Origin of the sequence: Acinetobacter sp. NIPH 284 (genome assembly GCF_000369425.1) — a bacterium.
In the GTDB taxonomy this organism is placed as follows: domain Bacteria; phylum Pseudomonadota; class Gammaproteobacteria; order Pseudomonadales; family Moraxellaceae; genus Acinetobacter.
In genome coordinates, this window is record NZ_KB850009.1 from 57,639 (window position 1) to 75,986 (window position 18,348).

Below are 18,348 nucleotides of genomic sequence, written 5' to 3' on the forward strand. Positions count from 1 at the left end.
CATTTCTTTCATCCGTTGAGAAGCATAGAATAACTTTAGTCTCAAAGCCTCGCGTCTAATATGAATTCACTTCAAACTAATCGTAACCTTTTACTTGCGATTGGTTGCCTAACAATCTCGGCCCTTCTCTTTTCGATCATGGGTATCTGTATTCGTTATGCATCACATACGGTTGATAACTATACAATTGTATTTTTCCGCAACGTGGTCGGACTCATCCTGTTTCTGCCTTTTATTTTTAAACAAGGTATTGGCTTTGTAAAAACAGAAAAACTATGGATGCATAGTTGGCGTAGTATTGTTGGACTTGCAGCTATGTATGGTTTCTTTTACGCAATTGCGCATTTAAAGCTATCAAATGCAATGGTATTTACCTACTCTTCCCCAATTTTTATTCCAGTTATTGCATGGTTATTTCTAAAAGAAAAAATCACCATTGCTATGCTTTGTGCCGCGGGACTCGGCTTTATTGGGGTGTTCTGTGTGGCTAAACCCGATCAAGGTCTACTGAACTGGATTTCTGTGATTGGTATCGCCTCAAGCTTACTTGCATCAATGGCTTTTGTAACCGTTCGAGCACTCACTCAAACCGAACCACCTGAACGCATCGTATTTTATTTCTGCTTGATAGGATCAGCACTTTCTGTGATTCCAATGTTTTGGATGTGGCGAACCTATCATGTAAAAGAATTATTATTTTTGATTGGCGCAGGGATACTTGCTAATGTCAGCCAAATTTTTATGTCTCATGCTTATCGACTTGCGCCAGCAGGACAAATTGCACCTGTGAATTATATGGCCATTATTTTTGCAGGTGTATGGGGATTCTTACTTTGGAATGAAGTACCTGATTTATACAGCGTGATTGGATTTTGTATTATTTTGCTGGCAATTTTATTATGTAGTCCATTGACTCAACGTCAAAAGAAAATGATTCAACGCTAAAATATTTGATCTTTAAAAATAACTTATCAACATTAATAATGTCTAAAGCATTTTAAATCTGAGAAATAAAAAAGCACCCGAAGGTGCTTTTTTATTCCAACACTTAGTGTTTATACCAACCAAACATTTGGAAGATATATGGTGCATAGGTCACCAACACTAAGGATGAGAACAATACGATAATCGGTAATAACCAACGCTCATAACGATAATAGAAACTTGTGTATTTCTCTTTTGCTTCCTTATCAGCGGCTGATACCTCTTCATCCCCGACAGAGAGTCGCGTCAACAAATGGTTTAATGCAACAGGTGGTGTTACATAACCAAATTCGAATGCAACCAATACGATCATCCAGAAGTGAATCGGATGAATACCGTTCTCATAAGCAACTGGCGCTACTGTCGCAGCAACTAAGATTACCGCACCAAATGGATCTGTAGTCATACCAATAATTGCAAGTAACATTGCAATAAAGGCAAGAGAAATATAGATATTATCCAAGTGAGTTGGTAATAACTCAACCACTTCAGCACGCTCGATTAAACCACCAACGCTCGCAGATAATGCCATCAGTAGAATCAAGGCACCGATATGACCCACTGTTTCTGAAGTTGCAAAACGTAATGCTCCACCAAAACCAAAACTCTTACCACCATGAGGATCATGGCTTTTTAAGAAGTCTGATTTCTGTTCATGTTCAAGAACTAACGCCTCATGCTTTGCATCAATAACTGGAGCTGGTGCAAGTTTTGCTGCAAACAATTTGTCAAACAAAATCATTGCAATCAACACCAATGGTAAAATCATTGGCGCTGTAAATTCATTGATTGATGTATCTAACGCAAGTTTATAGAAAATCACAACTGCAAAACCAATGATTACATAAGGAATCACAGGTACACATGCACGTAACATACCAGGTACAGCAACTTTTGGTGAAGCAACACGGAACTTTTCTTCAGCAAGAATCAATGAAACGCCAAGGAAAATAAATGCAGTTAACCAGAAAACATAGATACCATGATCAAATAATTCTGTAGACGTTACATGGCGGCTATCTAGCATTGAAATCAAAATTACAAGTAAGCATGGACGAATCACCACACCTAAAGAACCCGACATTGCCGATACAGCTAATGCATATTGACGGCGCGCACCAGAGTTCCAAACCTCTTTATAAATAATTGCACCTGCGGCAATAACGAAAATACCAGAAGCGCCTGTATATGCTGTTGGAATTGCCGCTGCAATTAAGATTAACCAAGTTAAAGTTTCAGGTGCTAGATTCCACGGACGCAGGATATTTAAGAATAAATCCATCACACGCGTTTGGGTCAGTAACATACCTGCCCAAATAAACAATGCAAGGTTTAAGAAAATACCAGAGAACTCAACAATAATTCCCAAGTAGATCCCTTGCCCCATTGGATAATCCATGAAGAAAGTAAAGATTATCCCCGTGATCAGTGACATCTGTGCATACAATGGTACGCTCAGCACCGCCAAACCAAAATTACCTTTAGGTTGCGCTGTTTTAGGAATTAAAAATAATTGCACTAAGCTGATTACGGTTAAAGAGACAAAGAGTGCTATCCATAACCATGAAATCGCCAATGTCTTCGTAGTCAATTCTACGCCAGAATTCAGCAACGAGTTATATTGACTAATTGTCGATAAACTCAGTAGAGCATTACCTACAACCATATATGCTGAATAGACACGATAGTCCATCTTCGTTTTAGGTGCACGTAAACCAATGTGGTGATAGCGTAAAGAAGCTGTGATAGATGTAAACAACACCATAATCAGTAAAAGTACAGTCTGGTTTTCAGAACCTAACTTAAAAATACCGAAGAATGTGGTTTCAACTTGACGATAAGTACGAATACTTGGATGAGCTTCCAAGTGCTTCATTGCTTTATCATAGAACTGATATTTTTCTTCACACTGTTGTTGTGCAGCTAATAAAGAAGCGCGTACATCTGATTCAGATGCTGTACCAAACATACTTGCAAACTCATCAGCAGCATTTGCTTTCATCTGCTCTTGAACTTGCGCTTCAATATTAGGATGTCGATCACAAGATGGTTTTTCAGGTTCAGCTCGTAAAAACGAATACTGCATTCCTATTTTTTCATCACCATACAAACGCTCCCCCATACGGAGCATTTGACCGTGAATCATCTCGCCAGTACCAATAAGCAAAGTCATTAGCAACAAAGCAAGAATGATGAATGTTGATATCCAATCATTCCAGATATAACCCAGTCGGGCTAATCCAGACTTTTTCTCTTGATCATTTTGCATGTATATTCCAGTTTATTGTTATCAACACCCATCCAAAGATGTTGAATCATGCGATGTCCATGGTTGATAGATAAGTGAATTTACCCTCTTCGTAACCAATCCCTTTTAACCGCCTAAATTTGCAGCAATCTTTCCCAAAAAAGAATGACTACAATCATTTTTTTGTTGGTTTTTTTTATCAACTTATATGTTCTCTCTCTATCCTTCTTAACAATAAATAACCTAACCCACAGAACAAACCACCAATCGCACCAATCAAATGAGCTTCTGTCAAAACAGGACTACCAATTAACTGTGCAGTACCCGTCTGGCCAAAAGTATTTTCCCATATTAATTTTGCTGAGATCAGCAACAAGACCAATAAGGCAAATTTTCTTTCTTTAGGATATTTCAGATACACGAGACCAACAGCAACATATAATCCATGCAACACGCCAGAAAGACCAGCATATGCATCGATATAAGGTAAGTAGAAATAAAAGATAAGACTAATAAAGGGAGGAAGGATTAAAAGCAGAACACATAAGTGCCAATTACGAGCATGAGGAAAAATAAAAGGTAAACATGCAAATGCCAGCATATTTAAGAAAAAATGCATCCATCCAACATGAACCCAATGTGCAGTCCATAAACGCCAAAACTCAGCGAATAAACTAGGTTTCCAATAAATGAAGTGATCTGCAAATACTTGCAAGCACGCTGATATAGAAACACATACAGCGATTAAAATAACTTTCGGTATCCATACGTGATCTTTCATCCATTACCACCCCATGAAAAAACTGACCTTTTACCAGTTTAAATGTTTCACTTGTAAAAGGTCGTTTAATTCAAGTTTACTCTGCTGGTGCTGATGCGCCATCTCCACCATCAAATAAAGCATCCAATTCAGATGAACTTTCTTTCTTATCGTCCCAGAAAGAAGTCAAACCTTCATCACTAGAACGTACACCTGTATTTTCAGTCCAATAACGATCAGCTATACCCTGGACCATCAAACCAGCCATCTTATCGATCAATCTAAATTGAGGATTTACTGGTTTGTCTTCACCTGTTGCAGCAGCATAAGAACGGAAAGCATCACGCAGTTTGGCATCATCACCACTTGCTTGTGCAGCAACTGCATATAATGCATGTGATAAACGAACACCTTTTTTCTCACCAATTTGCATTGATTCTTTCATGGTTGCATAAGGTTCAGGTTTACCGTCACCCGCACCTGGTAATAAAGTCCAAATCACTGCTCGCGTCGCCATCGGCGCGCCCCAGAATTTTTCATTATCCAAACAGGTCATGCCACGCTCAACAATACCCGCAATATCTTTCGGGACATTAACCGCACCACCAGAGTTAATATCATTGGTCATCGCTTGCAGACCACTTACCATCCCTAAAAGGTAAACTGTCTGATCTAAATCATTGCGCATTGTTGGGCATGAATCACCCAATTTATATTTATATTTTGATTCCCAACGATTTGCAAAAAGTTGATAACCTGCATATTGACGTTCAGCAGCAATCCCCGCCCAACGTTTTTGTTCAATACGAGCATCTTGAGCTTCAGAAACTTGACCTGCTTTCGAAGCACGCAAATAGCGGAGTTCCGCTTCTAAGGCTTTATTTTCAGCACAAATACCTGCTGAGGTATACAATAACACCGCCATACGTGTTGGATCAGCCCCCATATCCTTGGTTGACATCACCGCTGGAGTTAAGGCATTACCTGAATTACACACCATTTCGGCGTCATCCATCGCCAAAATTGGTGGAACAATATGATTTTCACTAAAACTTAATGCGACATTAGCCCCTGTTTTAATGATTTGTGAACACCCTGATAATAGTGATGTTGTGAGTAACGCAACCGCCACACCCTGTCCCATTTTTTGGAATTTAGACATTCTTCCTGTCCTCTAATTAATTTGTTTTTCCTTTTAGGCGTACCTTATCAGATGCAATACTTGAATTAAAGAGTAATTGCTCTAATTTAACATGCCCATTCTGACACAATTCACAGATAAGCGAATTGACAGAGAGTTGAAAATACAAAAATTTTAGGCAAAAAAAAGTAGCATTGCGACGGTTCAGCACATGCTACTTATTAACTGGTAAAAACCTGAAACTCTTTATCTTTTAGTTTTGTTGAAAGTAATCCTTGAGTAAAGTTCCTGCTCTTCCTATAACGATTGCGAAAACCACTGCAATCACCAGAAACGACCATGTTGGAATTTCCATCATTTTGGACCTCCACCATACTTTACGTTGGTGTTTGTACTTTAACGAAAAGAAGTATGAGTTCAGGTCTGGATTGTCTGACAATCATAATTTTCATGAATTTTTAGAGAACTTAATCTAACAATTTTACAAAATCTTATTCAAAAAAAAATTAAGCTATTGATATATTTATTTTTATTAATTTTATACAGTTATAGAATTGTCAAACAATTAGCATAGTTTTACCAGTGTTTTTAGGTTTTTCCACTGTGTAACGGGCAATTGATCCCACCAAATGATACAGTTTTTATTCTGGGACGAAGAAAAATACAGAACAATATAGCAATGATGATCGATCATTTTCACAATTTGCCAACGCTGTACAGGCAAATCTGAATTGGCAAACTCAAATGACCAATCCTGACCATCCAGATGTTCAAAACGCCTGACCTGAGGTTGCTGAAGAAACCTGAACCAGACAATGGCCATGATCGCCAGACAGAGCAACCAAATCCCCAAAGACAGTACGTGATAAAGTAAAACTGCAAGGAAGATAAAAATTAAAAGTTGCAAAACAATCATAAATCGACTGTATTGCAACTCAAAAACACGATTAGCCATGAACATAATGTTTTAATTTTAAAATAAAATCTTTTAACTCAGCACGAGGTGGCTCACCCACCTCCATAAACCAATCCAATAAATCTGGATCTTCTTGATCAACCAACTCTGCAAATAGCGCCTTTTCATCAGCATCGGCGGTTAAATAATAGTTTTTAACATAAGGATCGAAATACACATCAATTTCTTTTAAACCACGACGTGCGCGATAAACGACCTTACGCTCTTCCAAACTTATTTCATCAGACATTATTTGTTCCACTATGCAACAATTTTATAGTCATAGTGTACTCGATCCCCCATTAACTTCGCAGCGTTTTTTCTCAAGTGACCAAATACATCAATCAAATTGAGCATTGATCACATTGTTCACTATTTTCAATTTCTTGTATCGTGGCAATGAATGTTTAAATCCAACACTCTAGGGAAAAAATAACAAATGCAATCAGGTGCAATTCGTCCAATTCCAAATATGCTCCCACGTAAGCTATTTACTTCTGATCATGAAGCATTTCGTGAAACTGTACGTAAATTTTATGAAAAAGAAGTTGTGCCAAATATTGAAAAATATGAGAAACAACAACATGTTGACCGTGACTTATGGAACAAAGCAGGTGAACTAGGTTTACTCTGTACCACAATGCCAGAACAATATGGTGGCTCTGGAGTTGATCGTTTGTACAGTATGATTCTCATTGAAGAACAAGCTTATGCAATGGACTCAAGTACAGGTTTCTCATTACACTCAGACATCGTTGCCAATTATGTCAATAACTTTGGTAATGAGGAACAAAAACAACATTGGTTGCCAAAAATGGCAACAGGTGAAACAGTTACAGCGATTGCCATGACTGAACCGGGTACAGGTTCAGATCTTCAAGCAGTTCGTACTACAGCTGTGCTTGATGGCGATGAGTATGTCATTAATGGTTCAAAAATCTTCATTACCAATGGCTACCTTTGTGACATGGCAATTGTCGTCTGTAAAACAGGCAACAATGAAAAAGGCTCAGCAAATTTATCATTAATCATCGTTGAAGCTGATCGTGCTGGTTTTAGTAAAGGTAAACCTTTGAATAAAATCGGAATGAAAGGGCAAGATACTTGCGAATTGTTCTTTGACAACGTACGAGTACCTAAGGAAAACCTACTTGGTATGGAAGGTATGGGTTTCATCATGTTGATGAAAGAACTGGCTTGGGAACGTATGTTGGTTGCGATTATTTGCCAAGCAGGTGCAGAAGCAGCATTTGCGCATACTCTTCAATACACCAAAGATCGTAAAGCATTTGGCAAAGCCATTAGTACATTCCAAAATACACGGTTTAAATTAGCTGAATTACGTACTGAAATTGATTTCTGCCGTACTTATTTAGATCGTTGTATGGAATTACAACTCGAAGAAAGCCTAGGTGTAGATGCCGCAGCAGCAGCTAAATACAAAATTTCAGATATGTTCTCAAAAGTTGTAGATGATTGCTTACAGTTACATGGTGGCTATGGTTATATGTTGGAGTATCCAATTGCACGTGCCTACATCGATAACCGTGCTAACCGTATTTATGCGGGAACAAATGAAATTATGAAAGAATTAATTTCTCGTACACTTTAAACATAAATGGGAAAGTTAAAGGGATCGTGTTTAATTACACGATCCTTTTTTATTTATTTAGTTTCAGATTTTTCAGTTGTTTGAGCTGGCGTAGGCGTTGGATTCATTCGTGCCATTAGTTGCTTTACCGTTGGATTATCAATATGTTGTTGCATAGTGACATTTAAAGCAGTGCGTGCATTTTGCGTAGTGAAATGTGCAACTTCACTTCCTATCTCACTGGCTTTTTTAGCCCACGCTTTCCCTTCTGTAGATTGATAAAAGGTTAATGCGGCTTGTAGTTCCTGTTGACTGAATGTTTCAACATAACGTTGGATAATGAATTGCTTACGCTGTTCACTGTTTAAATTTTTAATCAAATCTACGTAAAAATTTTCAGGTATATCTTTAGGCAAACGCATTCGGATTTGCTCTAAAATCATTTTATCAGTGTTTTGTAAACCTTGTTCGGTTCCATCTACAGATACCAATTTTTGAGCAATAACTTCTTTCTTTTTCACATCATCAGCAAAAACAAATGTACTGAATAATAATGTCCCCAAGATTAATAGCTTTTTCACTCAGTCATCCCTGTTTTAAATGTTATTGCGCTCAATATACGCGATATTTTTTATATTTAAATAGCCACTCAAATAAAAAACCCTATGCAACTGCATAGGGTTTCAAAACATTCAAGCAAAAACTTATGATACTAATTTTGGCTTACGATTTGTTTGATCGCCACGCTTATGGAATTCTAAAACCCCATCATTAAACTTAGCATCATTCAGTTCTTTACGATCAGCTAGGTAATTATTGGTGATCTTCCACGGTGCTTGTTTACCTTGTTTAGGCATTACATCAGCTGCACGTGCGATATAACCAGAAGACATTTTACCCATGATCGTATCATTTTCACGCTGTAAAGGATCAGCATGTGCAATCACTTCATCAAAACCATTTTTATCCATATGATTGATCAAGCGACAGATATAATCAGCTGCAATATCAACTTTTAATGTCCAGGATGCGTTGATATAACCAATGATCATTGCCATATTCGGCACATCACTCACCATTACCCCCTGATACAGCATATGTTGTGAAGTGTTCATTGGCTTGCCATCAATCGAGCCTTTCACACCACCCAAAATCTGAATTTCCAAACCAGTTGCAGAAATTGCAATATCCGCTTCCAGATGTTTACCAGATTTCAGTTGAATACCATTTGCAGTAAATTTTTCAATTTGATCTGTTTCAACACTTGCCTGACCTTCACGTAATGCCTTGAACAAATCTCCATCTGGCACAACACATAAACGTTGATCCCATGGATTATAGCTTGGCGTAAAGTGTTTCATATCCACTTTACCTTTAAGCTGTAATTCAATTCCTTTCAACAATAAACGACGTACAGTTTTCGGATATTTTTGAGCTAATGCATAAATAGCACGTTGCATACCAATATTACGTGCACGAGTAAATTTATACGCCGTTTCCTCAGACATAAATTTACGTGTTTTCTCATAAATAAAGTCAATTGAAGGAATCGTAGCAATATAAGTTGGTGAACGCTGTAACATGGTGACATGCCCTGCTCCACCTTTGACCATTGAAGGTACAAGCGTAATTGCAGTTGCACCACTACCAATGATCACCACTTTCTTACCCGTATAATCTAAATTTTCTGGCCAATGTTGTGGGTGAATAAACTGACCTTTGAAATCTTCTTGTTTAGGGAATTTAGGTGCATAACCCTGATCATAGTTATAGTAGCCGGTACAACCGATGACAAAATTTGCAGACCAATTTTGTTTTTTCTTATTGTTATCTTCGATCTCAACTAACCATTTTTTCTTTGTAGAATCATAGTTTGCTGAAATAACACGATGGCCAAAGTGAATTTTATCTTTTAACTGATTTTCACTAATCACATCGCTTAAATAGCCCTTGATCTCAGCGCCACTTGCCAATACTTTATCTTTTGCCCACGGTTTAAAATTAAAACCAAAAGTCGACATATCCGAATCAGAACGAATACCAGGATAACGGAACAAATCCCAAGTCCCACCAAAGCTATCACGACGCTCTAAAATCTCAAAGTTACGTTGTGGACAGTTTTTAGAAAGATGCACGGCTAACCCAATCCCAGAGATACCAGCACCAATAATTAATACATCAACTTGCTTTTCCATTGTTTTTATACCCTGTATAAACCATGACTTTATTAAAGCACAAATTTGACAATACACAATGTCAAGTTTAGTCATTCATCGTTTTTTTTATATCACTTCGGGACATTTTGAAGAAATATGAGGTAAAAAATCTTGAGATTTTCACCTGGATTTAGGTGTTTTTAAAATATCTCTTATAACAACCTAATGCATTTTTCGAAGATCATCATGTCTTCAAATTTTTTAGTTATGGAACTCTACACAAAAGACAAGTCATTACAGTTCCAACTTTTTCATGAGCCATCTTTAGCTAAAAATTAGGATGATATACATGCCACTCGAAGACAAATGATCAATATTTGCTGTTTCAAATAGACAATAAAAAAGGTCGGAATAAACCGACCTTTTTTGGAACAACTGACTGTTCTACACGTAGAAGTATTATTTTACTTCACGGTCAACGAGTTCAACGTAAGCCATCGGTGCAGCATCACCTGCACGGAAGCCCGCTTTAAGAACACGAAGATAACCGCCGTTACGTTCTTTGTAACGAGGGCCAAGAACGGTAAATAATTTACCAACAGTTGCTGCTGAACGAGTACGAGCAAACGCTAAACGACGGTTTGCAACAGTATCGTTTTTAGCCAAAGTGATTAAAGGCTCAGCAACACGACGAAGTTCTTTCGCCTTAGGCAAAGTTGTCTTAATTAACTCGTGCTCTACTAAAGCATTTGTTAAGTTTTGAAACAACGCCTTACGGTGGCTGCTTGTACGGCCTAATTTCACACCACTATTACGATGACGCATGGTGATAGTCCTACTTAATTAACGGCTACGATAGGCAAATCGGTCATCCATACGGAGACTAGCTGGTGGCCAGTTCTCTAAACGCATGCCGAGTTGTAAACCTTTCGATGCCAAAACATCTTTGATCTCAGTTAACGATTTTTTACCTAAGTTAGGAGTTTTTAACAACTCAACTTCAGTACGTTGAACAAGATCACCAATGTAGTAAATATTTTCTGCCTTCAAACAGTTAGCAGAACGAACAGTAAGCTCGAGATCATCTACTGGACGAAGCAAAATTGGGTCAACTTCTTCGCGAGGTTCTTGAGCGACAGGAGTTTGATCTTTCTGAAGATCAACAAAAATTGCAATTTGTTGTTGCAAGATTGTTGCCGCTTTGCGGATAGCTTCTTCTGGATCAACAGTTCCGTTAGTCTCAAGATCGATCACTAACTTATCAAGATCGGTACGTTGTTCTACACGAGCATTTTCTACTGTGTAAGAAACACGCTTGATTGGGCTATAAGAAGCATCTAACTGTAAACGACCTACTGGGCGTGTTTCACCTTCTGGGAAACGAGAGTCAGATGTCTCATAACCACGACCTTGAGCTACTTTAAGGCGCATTTTCAATGAACCAGAAGAACTCAAAGTACCGATTAAATGATCAGGGTTAACCACTTCAACATTATGAGGTAAACGAAGGTCAGCTGCTGTTACGTCACCTGCACCTTGCTTCTCTAATGTTAAATATGCTTCATTTTGATCGAACAGCTTAATAGACAATCCTTTTAGGTTCAGCAAGAGCTCGACGATGTCCTGCTGCAAGCCTTCTAAAGTACTGTACTCGTGCTCGACGCCTTCTATCTCAACTTCAACCACAGCAGCGCCAGGTAAAGAAGACAATAGAATGCGACGTAAAGCATTACCTAGAGTATGGCCAAAACCACGCTCTAAAGGCTCAAGAATCACTTTTGCCGAGGTCCCGCTCACCGCTTCGACCTTGATCGCTTGCGGAGTTAGAAACTCGTTTGCAGTACGCGTCATTTATTGCTACCTCAAGGATTATTTAGAATACAATTCTACAATCAAGCTTTCGTTGATTTCAGCAGGTAAATCAGAGCGATCTGGTGCAGCTTTAAACGTACCTTCCAACTTAGAATGATCAACTTCCATCCAAGCAGGGATACCACGTTGAGCAGCTAATTCAATAGCGTTTTTGATACGCAATTGTTGTTTAGCACCTTCATGCACTGCAATTACATCACCTGCTTTTACTTGAATAGACGCAATGTTTACACGACGACCATTTAAAGTAATAGAACGGTGAGATACTAACTGACGAGCTTCTGAACGTGTAGAACCAAAACCCATGCGATAAACTACGTTATCAAGACGGCTTTCAAGCAATTTCAACAAGTTTTCACCAGTTGCGCCTTTAACACGAGCTGCTTCTTTATAGTAGTTACTAAATTGACGCTCTAACACACCGTACATACGACGTACTTTTTGTTTTTCACGTAATTGTAGTGAATACTCAGATTGCTTACCACCACGAGCCTGACCATGTTGACCAGGTGCTTTATTGTGTTTTTTGGTTTTTACATCAAACGGTTTAACGCCTGATTTAAGTTGCAGGTCTGTCCCTTCGCGGCGAGAGAGTTTGCATTTTGGACCAATATAACGAGCCATGAATGTTTCTCCTTACACGCGACGTTTTTTAGGTGGACGGCAACCGTTGTGAGGAATTGGAGTCACATCGGTAATGCTGTTAATCTTATAACCCACTGCGCCTAATGCACGAACCGCAGACTCACGACCTGGACCAGGACCTTTTACAAGGACGTCTAGGTTTTTCAAACCGTAATCTAAAGCTGCTTTACCAGCAACTTCAGCAGCTACCTGAGCAGCGAACGGAGTTGATTTACGTGAACCACGGAAGCCTTGTCCACCTGAGGTAGCCCAAGCCAATGCATTACCTTGACGATCGGTAATCGTTACAATGGTGTTATTAAAAGACGCGTGAATGTGTGCAACACCTTCAGAGACGGTACGAGTGACCTTCTTGCGTGTGCGAGTATCTTTAGCCATCTTTTAGCTTCCAGAAATCTTACTTTTTAATCGGTTTGCGCGGACCTTTACGGGTACGTGCGTTAGTTTTGGTGCGTTGTCCACGAACAGGCAAGCTGCGACGATGACGAAGACCGCGGTAGCAGCCTAAATCCATTAAACGTTTAATGTTCATGGAAATTTCGCGACGTAAATCACCTTCGGTCGGAACCTTAGCAACTTCTGCACGAATCGCATCAAGCTGAGCATCATCTAATTCACGGATTTTTGTAGTCTCAGTGATACCTACAGTCGCTAAGATGTTCTTAGCAGTGTGGCGACCGATACCAAAAATATACGTGAGAGAGATAACAGCATGCTTGTTATCCGGAATGTTTACACCGGCAATACGAGCCATTCAATTTTCTCCAAAAAGGCAGTCAAGATAATCAACCGCCCCACAAAAATCTTGAGGGGCGGATAATAACCTAATTAGCCTACTGAAATCAACAGGTCTTAATTAAATTAACCTTGACGCTGCTTATGACGAGGTTCTGCGCTACAAATCACGCGAATAACCCCATTACGACGGATAACTTTGCAGCTACCACAAATTTTCTTTACAGAAGCTTGTACTTTCATGATGAAACCTCTAAGTGCGCTTATCCCTTAGGATGAGCAGTCGTTTTTCTCATTAACGTTTGATTATCGTATTGATGCGAAGTAAGGTGCGCTTGAAGTTGCGCCATAAAGTCCATTACTACTACAACTACAATCAGTAAAGATGTTCCACCCAAATGGAATGGAATACTAAACGAACTTTGTAGCACCATAGGCATTAAACACACTACAGTAATGTAAATTGCACCAATAAAAGTCAAACGGTTAAGAATATGATCTAAATAACGAGCCGTTTGCTCACCTGGGCGGATACCAGGCACATATGCTCCGCTGCGTTTTAAGTTCTCTGCAACTTCTTTCGGGCTAAATACTAGCGCTGTATAGAAATAACAGAAGAAAATAATTAACGCACCAAACAGCATTAAATACAACGGCTGTCCAGGCGATAACACCAATGCCAGATCTTGTAGGCTACGCTTCACAATCCCTGCATTTGGATCAGCACTACCTAACCATTGTCCCAAACTCGCTGGAAATAATAACAGTGAGCTTGCAAAAATCGCTGGAATCACACCTGCCATATTAATTTTTAATGGCAAATGCGTTTGCTGTGCAGTAAAAACACGACGACCTTGTTGCTTTTGTGCATAGTTCACCGGAATACGACGTTGTGCTTTTTCAATAAACACAATCGCAGCTAAAACGGCTAATGAGAGTAAGCCAAATACAGCTAAACCAATTAAACTACCTTGACCATTATCTACAGACGTAAACGACTGTATTACAAGATTTGGCAAACCAGCCACAATACCTGCAAAAATGATCATCGAGATACCATTACCAACACCACGTTCGGTAATTTGCTCTCCTAACCACATCAGAAACATTGTTCCCGCAACTAACGAAGTAACTGCAGGAACATAGAATGCTAAGCCTGATGTCAAAGTAATACCTTGACTGATCAAACCAGCACACATCCCTACACCTTGCACGAGTGCAAGGAATAAGGTGCCATAACGTGTATATTGATTGATCTTTCGTTTGCCTTGCTCGCCTTCTTTTTTCAAAGCTTCTAACGAAGGAACAACCGTAGACATTAACTGCACGATAATCGATGCAGAAATGTACGGCATAATCCCTAACGCTAAAATCGACATGCGTTCTAATGCACCGCCAGAGAACATGTTAAATAAGCCTAAGAAGGTACCTTCATTCGCCTTAAAAAACCGTGCTAGCGCTATATTATCAATACCTGGCAACGGAATATGCGCTCCTAGTCGAAAGACCAATAACGCGCCAATCAAAAACATTAATCGACGAATAATTTCACGATATTTCACATGAAACGGTTGGCCTTTCATCATGTTTACATGACCTGAAGAACTAGGAGTCATAGACACTCGAGATTACTCCTCGACTTTACCGCCAGCAGCTTCAACAGCAGCTTTAGCGCCTTTAGTCAACACAACACCTTGAACAGTGAATGCGCGAGTGATTTCACCAGAAAGAACGATGCGAGCACGAATTTGATCACGACGAACAACGTTCGCAGCTTTTAAAGTTTCAAGGCTAATTACATCACCTTCAACTTTATTCAATTCAGACAAACGTACTTCAGCAGTTTTCAAAGCGATTTGGCTAGTGAAACCGAATTTTGGTAAACGACGATATAACGCTGTTTGACCGCCTTCAAAGCCTGGACGAGTACCACCACTTTTACGTGAGTTTTGACCCTTGATACCACGACCACCAGTCTTACCAACGCCAGAGCCGATACCACGACCTAGACGACGATTTTCACGCTTAGCACCTTCAGCAGGCGCAAGTTCATTTAAACGCAGAGTCATGGCTTATTCCTCTACACTAACCATATAGTAAACTTTGTTGACCATACCACGGTTAGAAGGCGTATCTTGCACTTCTACAGTATGACCAATACGACGCAGACCTAGACCTTGTAAGCAAAGTTTATGATTTTTTAAACGATGCGAAGAAGATTTAGTCTGGGTAACTTTAATCGTTTTCATGATTGATTACCCTTGAATTTGTTCTACTGAAAGACCACGTTTCGCAGCGACTTTCTCAGGAGAAGTCATATCACGCAAACCTTTGAAAGTTGCGTTTACTACGTTAGCAGCATTTGTAGAACCATAACATTTAGCAAGTACGTTATGTACACCTGCAGCTTCGAGAACAGCACGCATCGCGCCACCAGCAATTACGCCAGTACCTTCTGAAGCAGGTTGCATGTATACACGGCTTGCACCATGACGAGCATTCACAGGGTGTTGTAAAGTAGTCCCCGCAAGGTCTACAGTAATCATGTTACGACGTGCAGCTTCAAGTGCTTTAGAAATAGCAGCTGGAACTTCACGTGCTTTACCACGACCAAAACCTACACGACCATTACCATCACCCACAACAGTTAATGCTGTGAAAGAGAAGATACGACCACCCTTAACAACTTTGGCTACACGATCAACGGCAACCAGCTTTTCAACGAGACCTTCGTTTTGTTCAACTTTCGCCATGATTAGAACTCCAAGCCGCCTTCACGAGCAGCATCAGCCAAGGCTTTGATACGACCATGATATTTAAAACCAGAACGGTCAAATGCAACTTTAGTAACGCCAGCTGCTTTAGCACGTTCTGCGATTAAAGCACCAACCTTAGTTGCTGCATCGATATTACCAGTCGCACCACTACGCAAAGATGCATCTAAAGTTGAAGCTTGCGCTAAAACTTTGCCACCATCTGCTGAAATAACTTGAGCATAGATGTGACGCGGAGTGCGGTTTACACACAAACGAGTCGCACCCAATGCACGAATGTGCAAGCGTGTGCTTTTTGCACGACGCAAACGGGTTTGTTTCTTTTCGTTCATAAGAACCTCGCGCCTTATTTCTTCTTAGCTTCTTTACGAAGAATAACTTCATCCGAATAACGAACACCTTTACCTTTATATGGTTCAGGAGAACGATATGCACGGATTTCCGCTGCTACTTGACCTAACAACTGCTTGTTTGCTGATTTCAAAATGATTTCAGTTGCAGTTGGAGTTTCCGCTGTTACACCTTCTGGTAAAGCGTAGTCAATTGGGTGTGAATAACCTAAAGCAAGGTTAACGACAGTGCCTTTAACTGCTGCTTTGTAACCAACACCAACTAGCTGTAACTTACGTTCGAAGCCTTCGCTAACACCTTTTACAAGGTTGTTCAATACAGCGCGAGCAGTACCAGCTTGCATCCAAGCATCTTTCGACTCTTTAACTGGAGCAAGTTGAAGTTTACCTTCTTCCTGTTTTAGCTCGACCAGCGCATGCAGGTTGAAAGACAATGTACCTTTAGTGCCTTTCACTTCGACCTGCCGGCCGTTCTGAGTAACTGTTACACCATTAGGTACAGCTACTGGGGCTTTAGCCACACGAGACATGAGGAATCACCTATTAAGAAACAAAAGCAATAACTTCACCACCAACGCCCGCAGCACGTGCAGCGCGATCAGTCATGATGCCTTTGCTTGTAGAAACAATTGCAATACCTAAACCTTGCTTAACGCTTGGAAGTGCATCTTTACCGCGATACTGACGTAGACCAGGACGGCTTACGCGCTTCACAGTTTCGATAACTGGTTTGCCTTCGAAATATTTTAACGTAATAGTCAAAGTAGCTTTTGCATCTTCTTGAGCAACTTCTACATTTGAAATATAACCTTCTTGTTGAAGAACGTTTGCAATAGCAACCTTCAACTTAGAAGAAGGCATAGAAACAACTTGTTTCTTTGCCATTTGAGCGTTACGAACACGCGTTAACATGTCGGCAACGGTATCTTGCATACTCATTATAGTCGCTCCTTACCAGCTTGCTTTAACAACGCCTGGTACATCACCCTGCATTACTGTATCGCGTAATTTGTTACGGCTTAAACCGAACTTACGGAAGTAACCATGAGGACGACCAGTTAAACCACAGCGGTTACGAAGACGTACTGGAGATGCATTACGTGGTAATGCTTGTAACTTCATCATCGCTTCGAAACGTTCTTCATCAGATGCATTTACGTTTGCAATCGTTGCTTTTAATTCAGCACGTTTTGCAGCGTATTTAGCAACTGTCTTTTCGCGTTTCAATTCGCGATTAATCATACCTTTCTTAGCCATATCGACCTCTTATTTGAACGGGAAGCCGAATGCACGCATAAGCGCACGGCCTTCGTCATCGCTACGAGCAGTGGTCGTAATCGTGATATCTAAACCACGGATACGATCAATTTTGTCAAAATCGATTTCAGGGAAAACGATCTGCTCTTTTAAACCCATAGAGTAGTTACCACGACCATCAAATGATTTTGAAGAGAAACCACGGAAGTCACGGATACGAGGGATAGCGATCGAGATCAAGCGATCCAAGAATTCGTACATTTGGTCGCCACGTAAAGTAACTTTACAACCAATTGGCCAACCATCACGGATTTTAAAACCAGCGATTGATTTACGTGCAAGTGTCACAACTGGTTTTTGACCAGCAATGAGTTGCATATCAGCAACAGCACCATCTAATAATTTCTTATCAGTTGCAGCTGCGCCTACACCCATGTTAAGAGTGATTTTCGTGATGCGAGGAATATCCATCACATTCTTAACGCCAAGTTCTTCTTGTAACTTCGCTTTAAGTTCGTCGTTATAACGTGCTTTAAGTCTGGCCATCGCCTATTCAACCTATTACTTCGCTACCGCCACTGATTCACCATTTGATTTATAAACACGAGTTTTCGCGCCATCAATCACTTGATAACCAATACGGTCAGCCTTTTGGGTTGTAGCATTAAAAATTGCCACGTTTGAAATATGAAGCGTTGCCTCTTGAGTAACGATACCGCCTTCAGCGCCAGTTACACGGTTTGGCTTTTGATGCTTCTTCACTAAGTTAAGACCTTCGACCTTAACTCGATCTTCAGAAACAGACAAAACAACACCTTGTTTGCCTTTTTCTTTACCTGCGATCACAATTACTTGATCGCCTTTTTTAATCTTAGCCATG

Annotated in this window: 25 protein-coding genes; 2 read left to right on the top strand and 23 right to left on the bottom strand. The window is 39.9% G+C overall.

The genetic code is table 11. The features are described 5' to 3' along the window. Positions 1–60: 60 nt before the first annotated feature. A complete protein-coding gene (locus tag F908_RS01075) occupies positions 61–945 on the top strand; it encodes a DMT family transporter (protein WP_005156249.1) in 885 nt (294 codons plus the stop codon). Between the two features lie 103 nt (positions 946–1,048). Here F908_RS01075 and F908_RS01080 read toward each other — a convergent pair whose 3' ends face one another. The 5 genes from F908_RS01080 to F908_RS01100 all read right to left on the bottom strand — a co-directional run bounded on the left by F908_RS01080 (position 1,049) and on the right by F908_RS01100 (position 6,338). After that, the gene (locus F908_RS01080; RefSeq protein WP_005156252.1) at positions 1,049–3,253 is read right to left on the bottom strand and encodes a TRAP transporter large permease subunit; all 2,205 of its coding nucleotides are present in this window, start codon (positions 3,251–3,253) and stop codon (positions 1,049–1,051) included. Between the two features lie 178 nt (positions 3,254–3,431). Continuing rightward, on the bottom strand, positions 3,432–4,013 hold the full coding sequence (gene rrtA, locus F908_RS01085; RefSeq protein WP_005156259.1) for a rhombosortase: 582 nt from the start codon (positions 4,011–4,013) through the stop codon (positions 3,432–3,434). A gap of 76 nt (positions 4,014–4,089) precedes the next feature. Beyond that, positions 4,090–5,154 carry a hypothetical protein gene (locus tag F908_RS01090; RefSeq protein ID WP_005156261.1) on the bottom strand — a complete coding sequence of 355 codons (1,065 nt, stop codon included), beginning with the start codon at positions 5,152–5,154 and terminating at the stop codon, positions 4,090–4,092. A gap of 544 nt (positions 5,155–5,698) precedes the next feature. Then, a complete protein-coding gene (locus F908_RS01095) occupies positions 5,699–6,094 on the bottom strand; it encodes a hypothetical protein (RefSeq protein WP_034602534.1) in 396 nt (131 codons plus the stop codon). Then, positions 6,081–6,338, bottom strand: coding sequence for an FAD assembly factor SdhE (locus F908_RS01100; protein WP_005156268.1), 258 nt, complete (start codon positions 6,336–6,338; stop codon positions 6,081–6,083). The genes F908_RS01095 and F908_RS01100 overlap by 14 nt, the downstream gene beginning before the upstream one ends. A 189-nt stretch (positions 6,339–6,527) precedes the next feature. Between F908_RS01100 and F908_RS01105 the strand changes: the two genes are divergently transcribed. After that, entirely contained in the window at positions 6,528–7,700 is a 1,173-nt protein-coding gene (locus F908_RS01105; RefSeq protein ID WP_005156270.1) for an acyl-CoA dehydrogenase family protein, read from the top strand. A 53-nt stretch (positions 7,701–7,753) separates the two neighbouring features. Here the strand turns inward: F908_RS01105 and F908_RS01110 are convergent, their stop codons facing one another. The 18 genes from F908_RS01110 to rplX all read right to left on the bottom strand — a co-directional run bounded on the left by F908_RS01110 (position 7,754) and on the right by rplX (position 18,347). Beyond that, on the bottom strand, positions 7,754–8,260 hold the full coding sequence (locus tag F908_RS01110; RefSeq protein WP_005156273.1) for a DUF2059 domain-containing protein: 507 nt from the start codon (positions 8,258–8,260) through the stop codon (positions 7,754–7,756). Positions 8,261–8,383: 123 nt separating this feature from the next. Further along, positions 8,384–9,874: a flavin-containing monooxygenase gene (locus tag F908_RS01115; RefSeq protein WP_005156276.1), complete on the bottom strand. Its 1,491-nt coding sequence runs from the start codon at positions 9,872–9,874 to the stop codon at positions 8,384–8,386. Between the two features lie 420 nt (positions 9,875–10,294). Beyond that, the gene (gene rplQ, locus F908_RS01120; protein WP_004641032.1) at positions 10,295–10,660 is read right to left on the bottom strand and encodes a 50S ribosomal protein L17; all 366 of its coding nucleotides are present in this window, start codon (positions 10,658–10,660) and stop codon (positions 10,295–10,297) included. Between the two features lie 18 nt (positions 10,661–10,678). Continuing rightward, the gene (locus F908_RS01125) at positions 10,679–11,686 is read right to left on the bottom strand and encodes a DNA-directed RNA polymerase subunit alpha (RefSeq protein ID WP_004660372.1); all 1,008 of its coding nucleotides are present in this window, start codon (positions 11,684–11,686) and stop codon (positions 10,679–10,681) included. 18 nt (positions 11,687–11,704) lie between these two features. Continuing rightward, positions 11,705–12,331 carry a 30S ribosomal protein S4 gene (gene rpsD, locus F908_RS01130; RefSeq protein WP_004641035.1) on the bottom strand — a complete coding sequence of 209 codons (627 nt, stop codon included), beginning with the start codon at positions 12,329–12,331 and terminating at the stop codon, positions 11,705–11,707. A gap of 12 nt (positions 12,332–12,343) precedes the next feature. Next, positions 12,344–12,730, bottom strand: coding sequence for a 30S ribosomal protein S11 (gene rpsK, locus F908_RS01135; protein WP_001040166.1), 387 nt, complete (start codon positions 12,728–12,730; stop codon positions 12,344–12,346). A 19-nt stretch (positions 12,731–12,749) separates the two neighbouring features. Beyond that, the gene (gene rpsM / locus F908_RS01140) at positions 12,750–13,106 is read right to left on the bottom strand and encodes a 30S ribosomal protein S13 (protein ID WP_000090816.1); all 357 of its coding nucleotides are present in this window, start codon (positions 13,104–13,106) and stop codon (positions 12,750–12,752) included. A 107-nt stretch (positions 13,107–13,213) separates the two neighbouring features. Beyond that, a complete protein-coding gene (rpmJ, locus tag F908_RS01145; RefSeq protein WP_000867907.1) occupies positions 13,214–13,330 on the bottom strand; it encodes a 50S ribosomal protein L36 in 117 nt (38 codons plus the stop codon). Between the two features lie 20 nt (positions 13,331–13,350). Further along, entirely contained in the window at positions 13,351–14,670 is a 1,320-nt protein-coding gene (gene secY, locus F908_RS01150; RefSeq protein WP_171062401.1) for a preprotein translocase subunit SecY, read from the bottom strand. A 45-nt stretch (positions 14,671–14,715) separates the two neighbouring features. Beyond that, positions 14,716–15,156, bottom strand: coding sequence for a 50S ribosomal protein L15 (gene rplO / locus F908_RS01155; RefSeq protein WP_004660366.1), 441 nt, complete (start codon positions 15,154–15,156; stop codon positions 14,716–14,718). Between the two features lie 3 nt (positions 15,157–15,159). Further along, complete coding sequence (gene rpmD / locus F908_RS01160; protein WP_003653652.1) at positions 15,160–15,336, bottom strand: 50S ribosomal protein L30; 177 nt, start codon at positions 15,334–15,336, stop codon at positions 15,160–15,162. Positions 15,337–15,342: 6 nt separating this feature from the next. Then, the gene (gene rpsE, locus F908_RS01165; protein ID WP_004657688.1) at positions 15,343–15,840 is read right to left on the bottom strand and encodes a 30S ribosomal protein S5; all 498 of its coding nucleotides are present in this window, start codon (positions 15,838–15,840) and stop codon (positions 15,343–15,345) included. A gap of 2 nt (positions 15,841–15,842) precedes the next feature. Next, positions 15,843–16,193, bottom strand: a complete 351-nt coding sequence (gene rplR / locus F908_RS01170; RefSeq protein WP_004660364.1) for a 50S ribosomal protein L18 — start codon at positions 16,191–16,193, stop codon at positions 15,843–15,845. Between the two features lie 14 nt (positions 16,194–16,207). Continuing rightward, complete coding sequence (gene rplF / locus F908_RS01175; protein WP_005156281.1) at positions 16,208–16,741, bottom strand: 50S ribosomal protein L6; 534 nt, start codon at positions 16,739–16,741, stop codon at positions 16,208–16,210. A 13-nt stretch (positions 16,742–16,754) separates the two neighbouring features. Next, positions 16,755–17,150, bottom strand: coding sequence for a 30S ribosomal protein S8 (gene rpsH / locus F908_RS01180; RefSeq protein ID WP_004660361.1), 396 nt, complete (start codon positions 17,148–17,150; stop codon positions 16,755–16,757). Between the two features lie 12 nt (positions 17,151–17,162). After that, positions 17,163–17,468: a 30S ribosomal protein S14 gene (gene rpsN / locus F908_RS01185; protein ID WP_004660360.1), complete on the bottom strand. Its 306-nt coding sequence runs from the start codon at positions 17,466–17,468 to the stop codon at positions 17,163–17,165. A 9-nt stretch (positions 17,469–17,477) separates the two neighbouring features. Further along, positions 17,478–18,014, bottom strand: coding sequence for a 50S ribosomal protein L5 (rplE, locus tag F908_RS01190; RefSeq protein WP_004660357.1), 537 nt, complete (start codon positions 18,012–18,014; stop codon positions 17,478–17,480). Between the two features lie 15 nt (positions 18,015–18,029). Beyond that, a complete protein-coding gene (gene rplX, locus F908_RS01195) occupies positions 18,030–18,347 on the bottom strand; it encodes a 50S ribosomal protein L24 (protein ID WP_004641054.1) in 318 nt (105 codons plus the stop codon). Position 18,348: the final 1 nt, after the last annotated feature.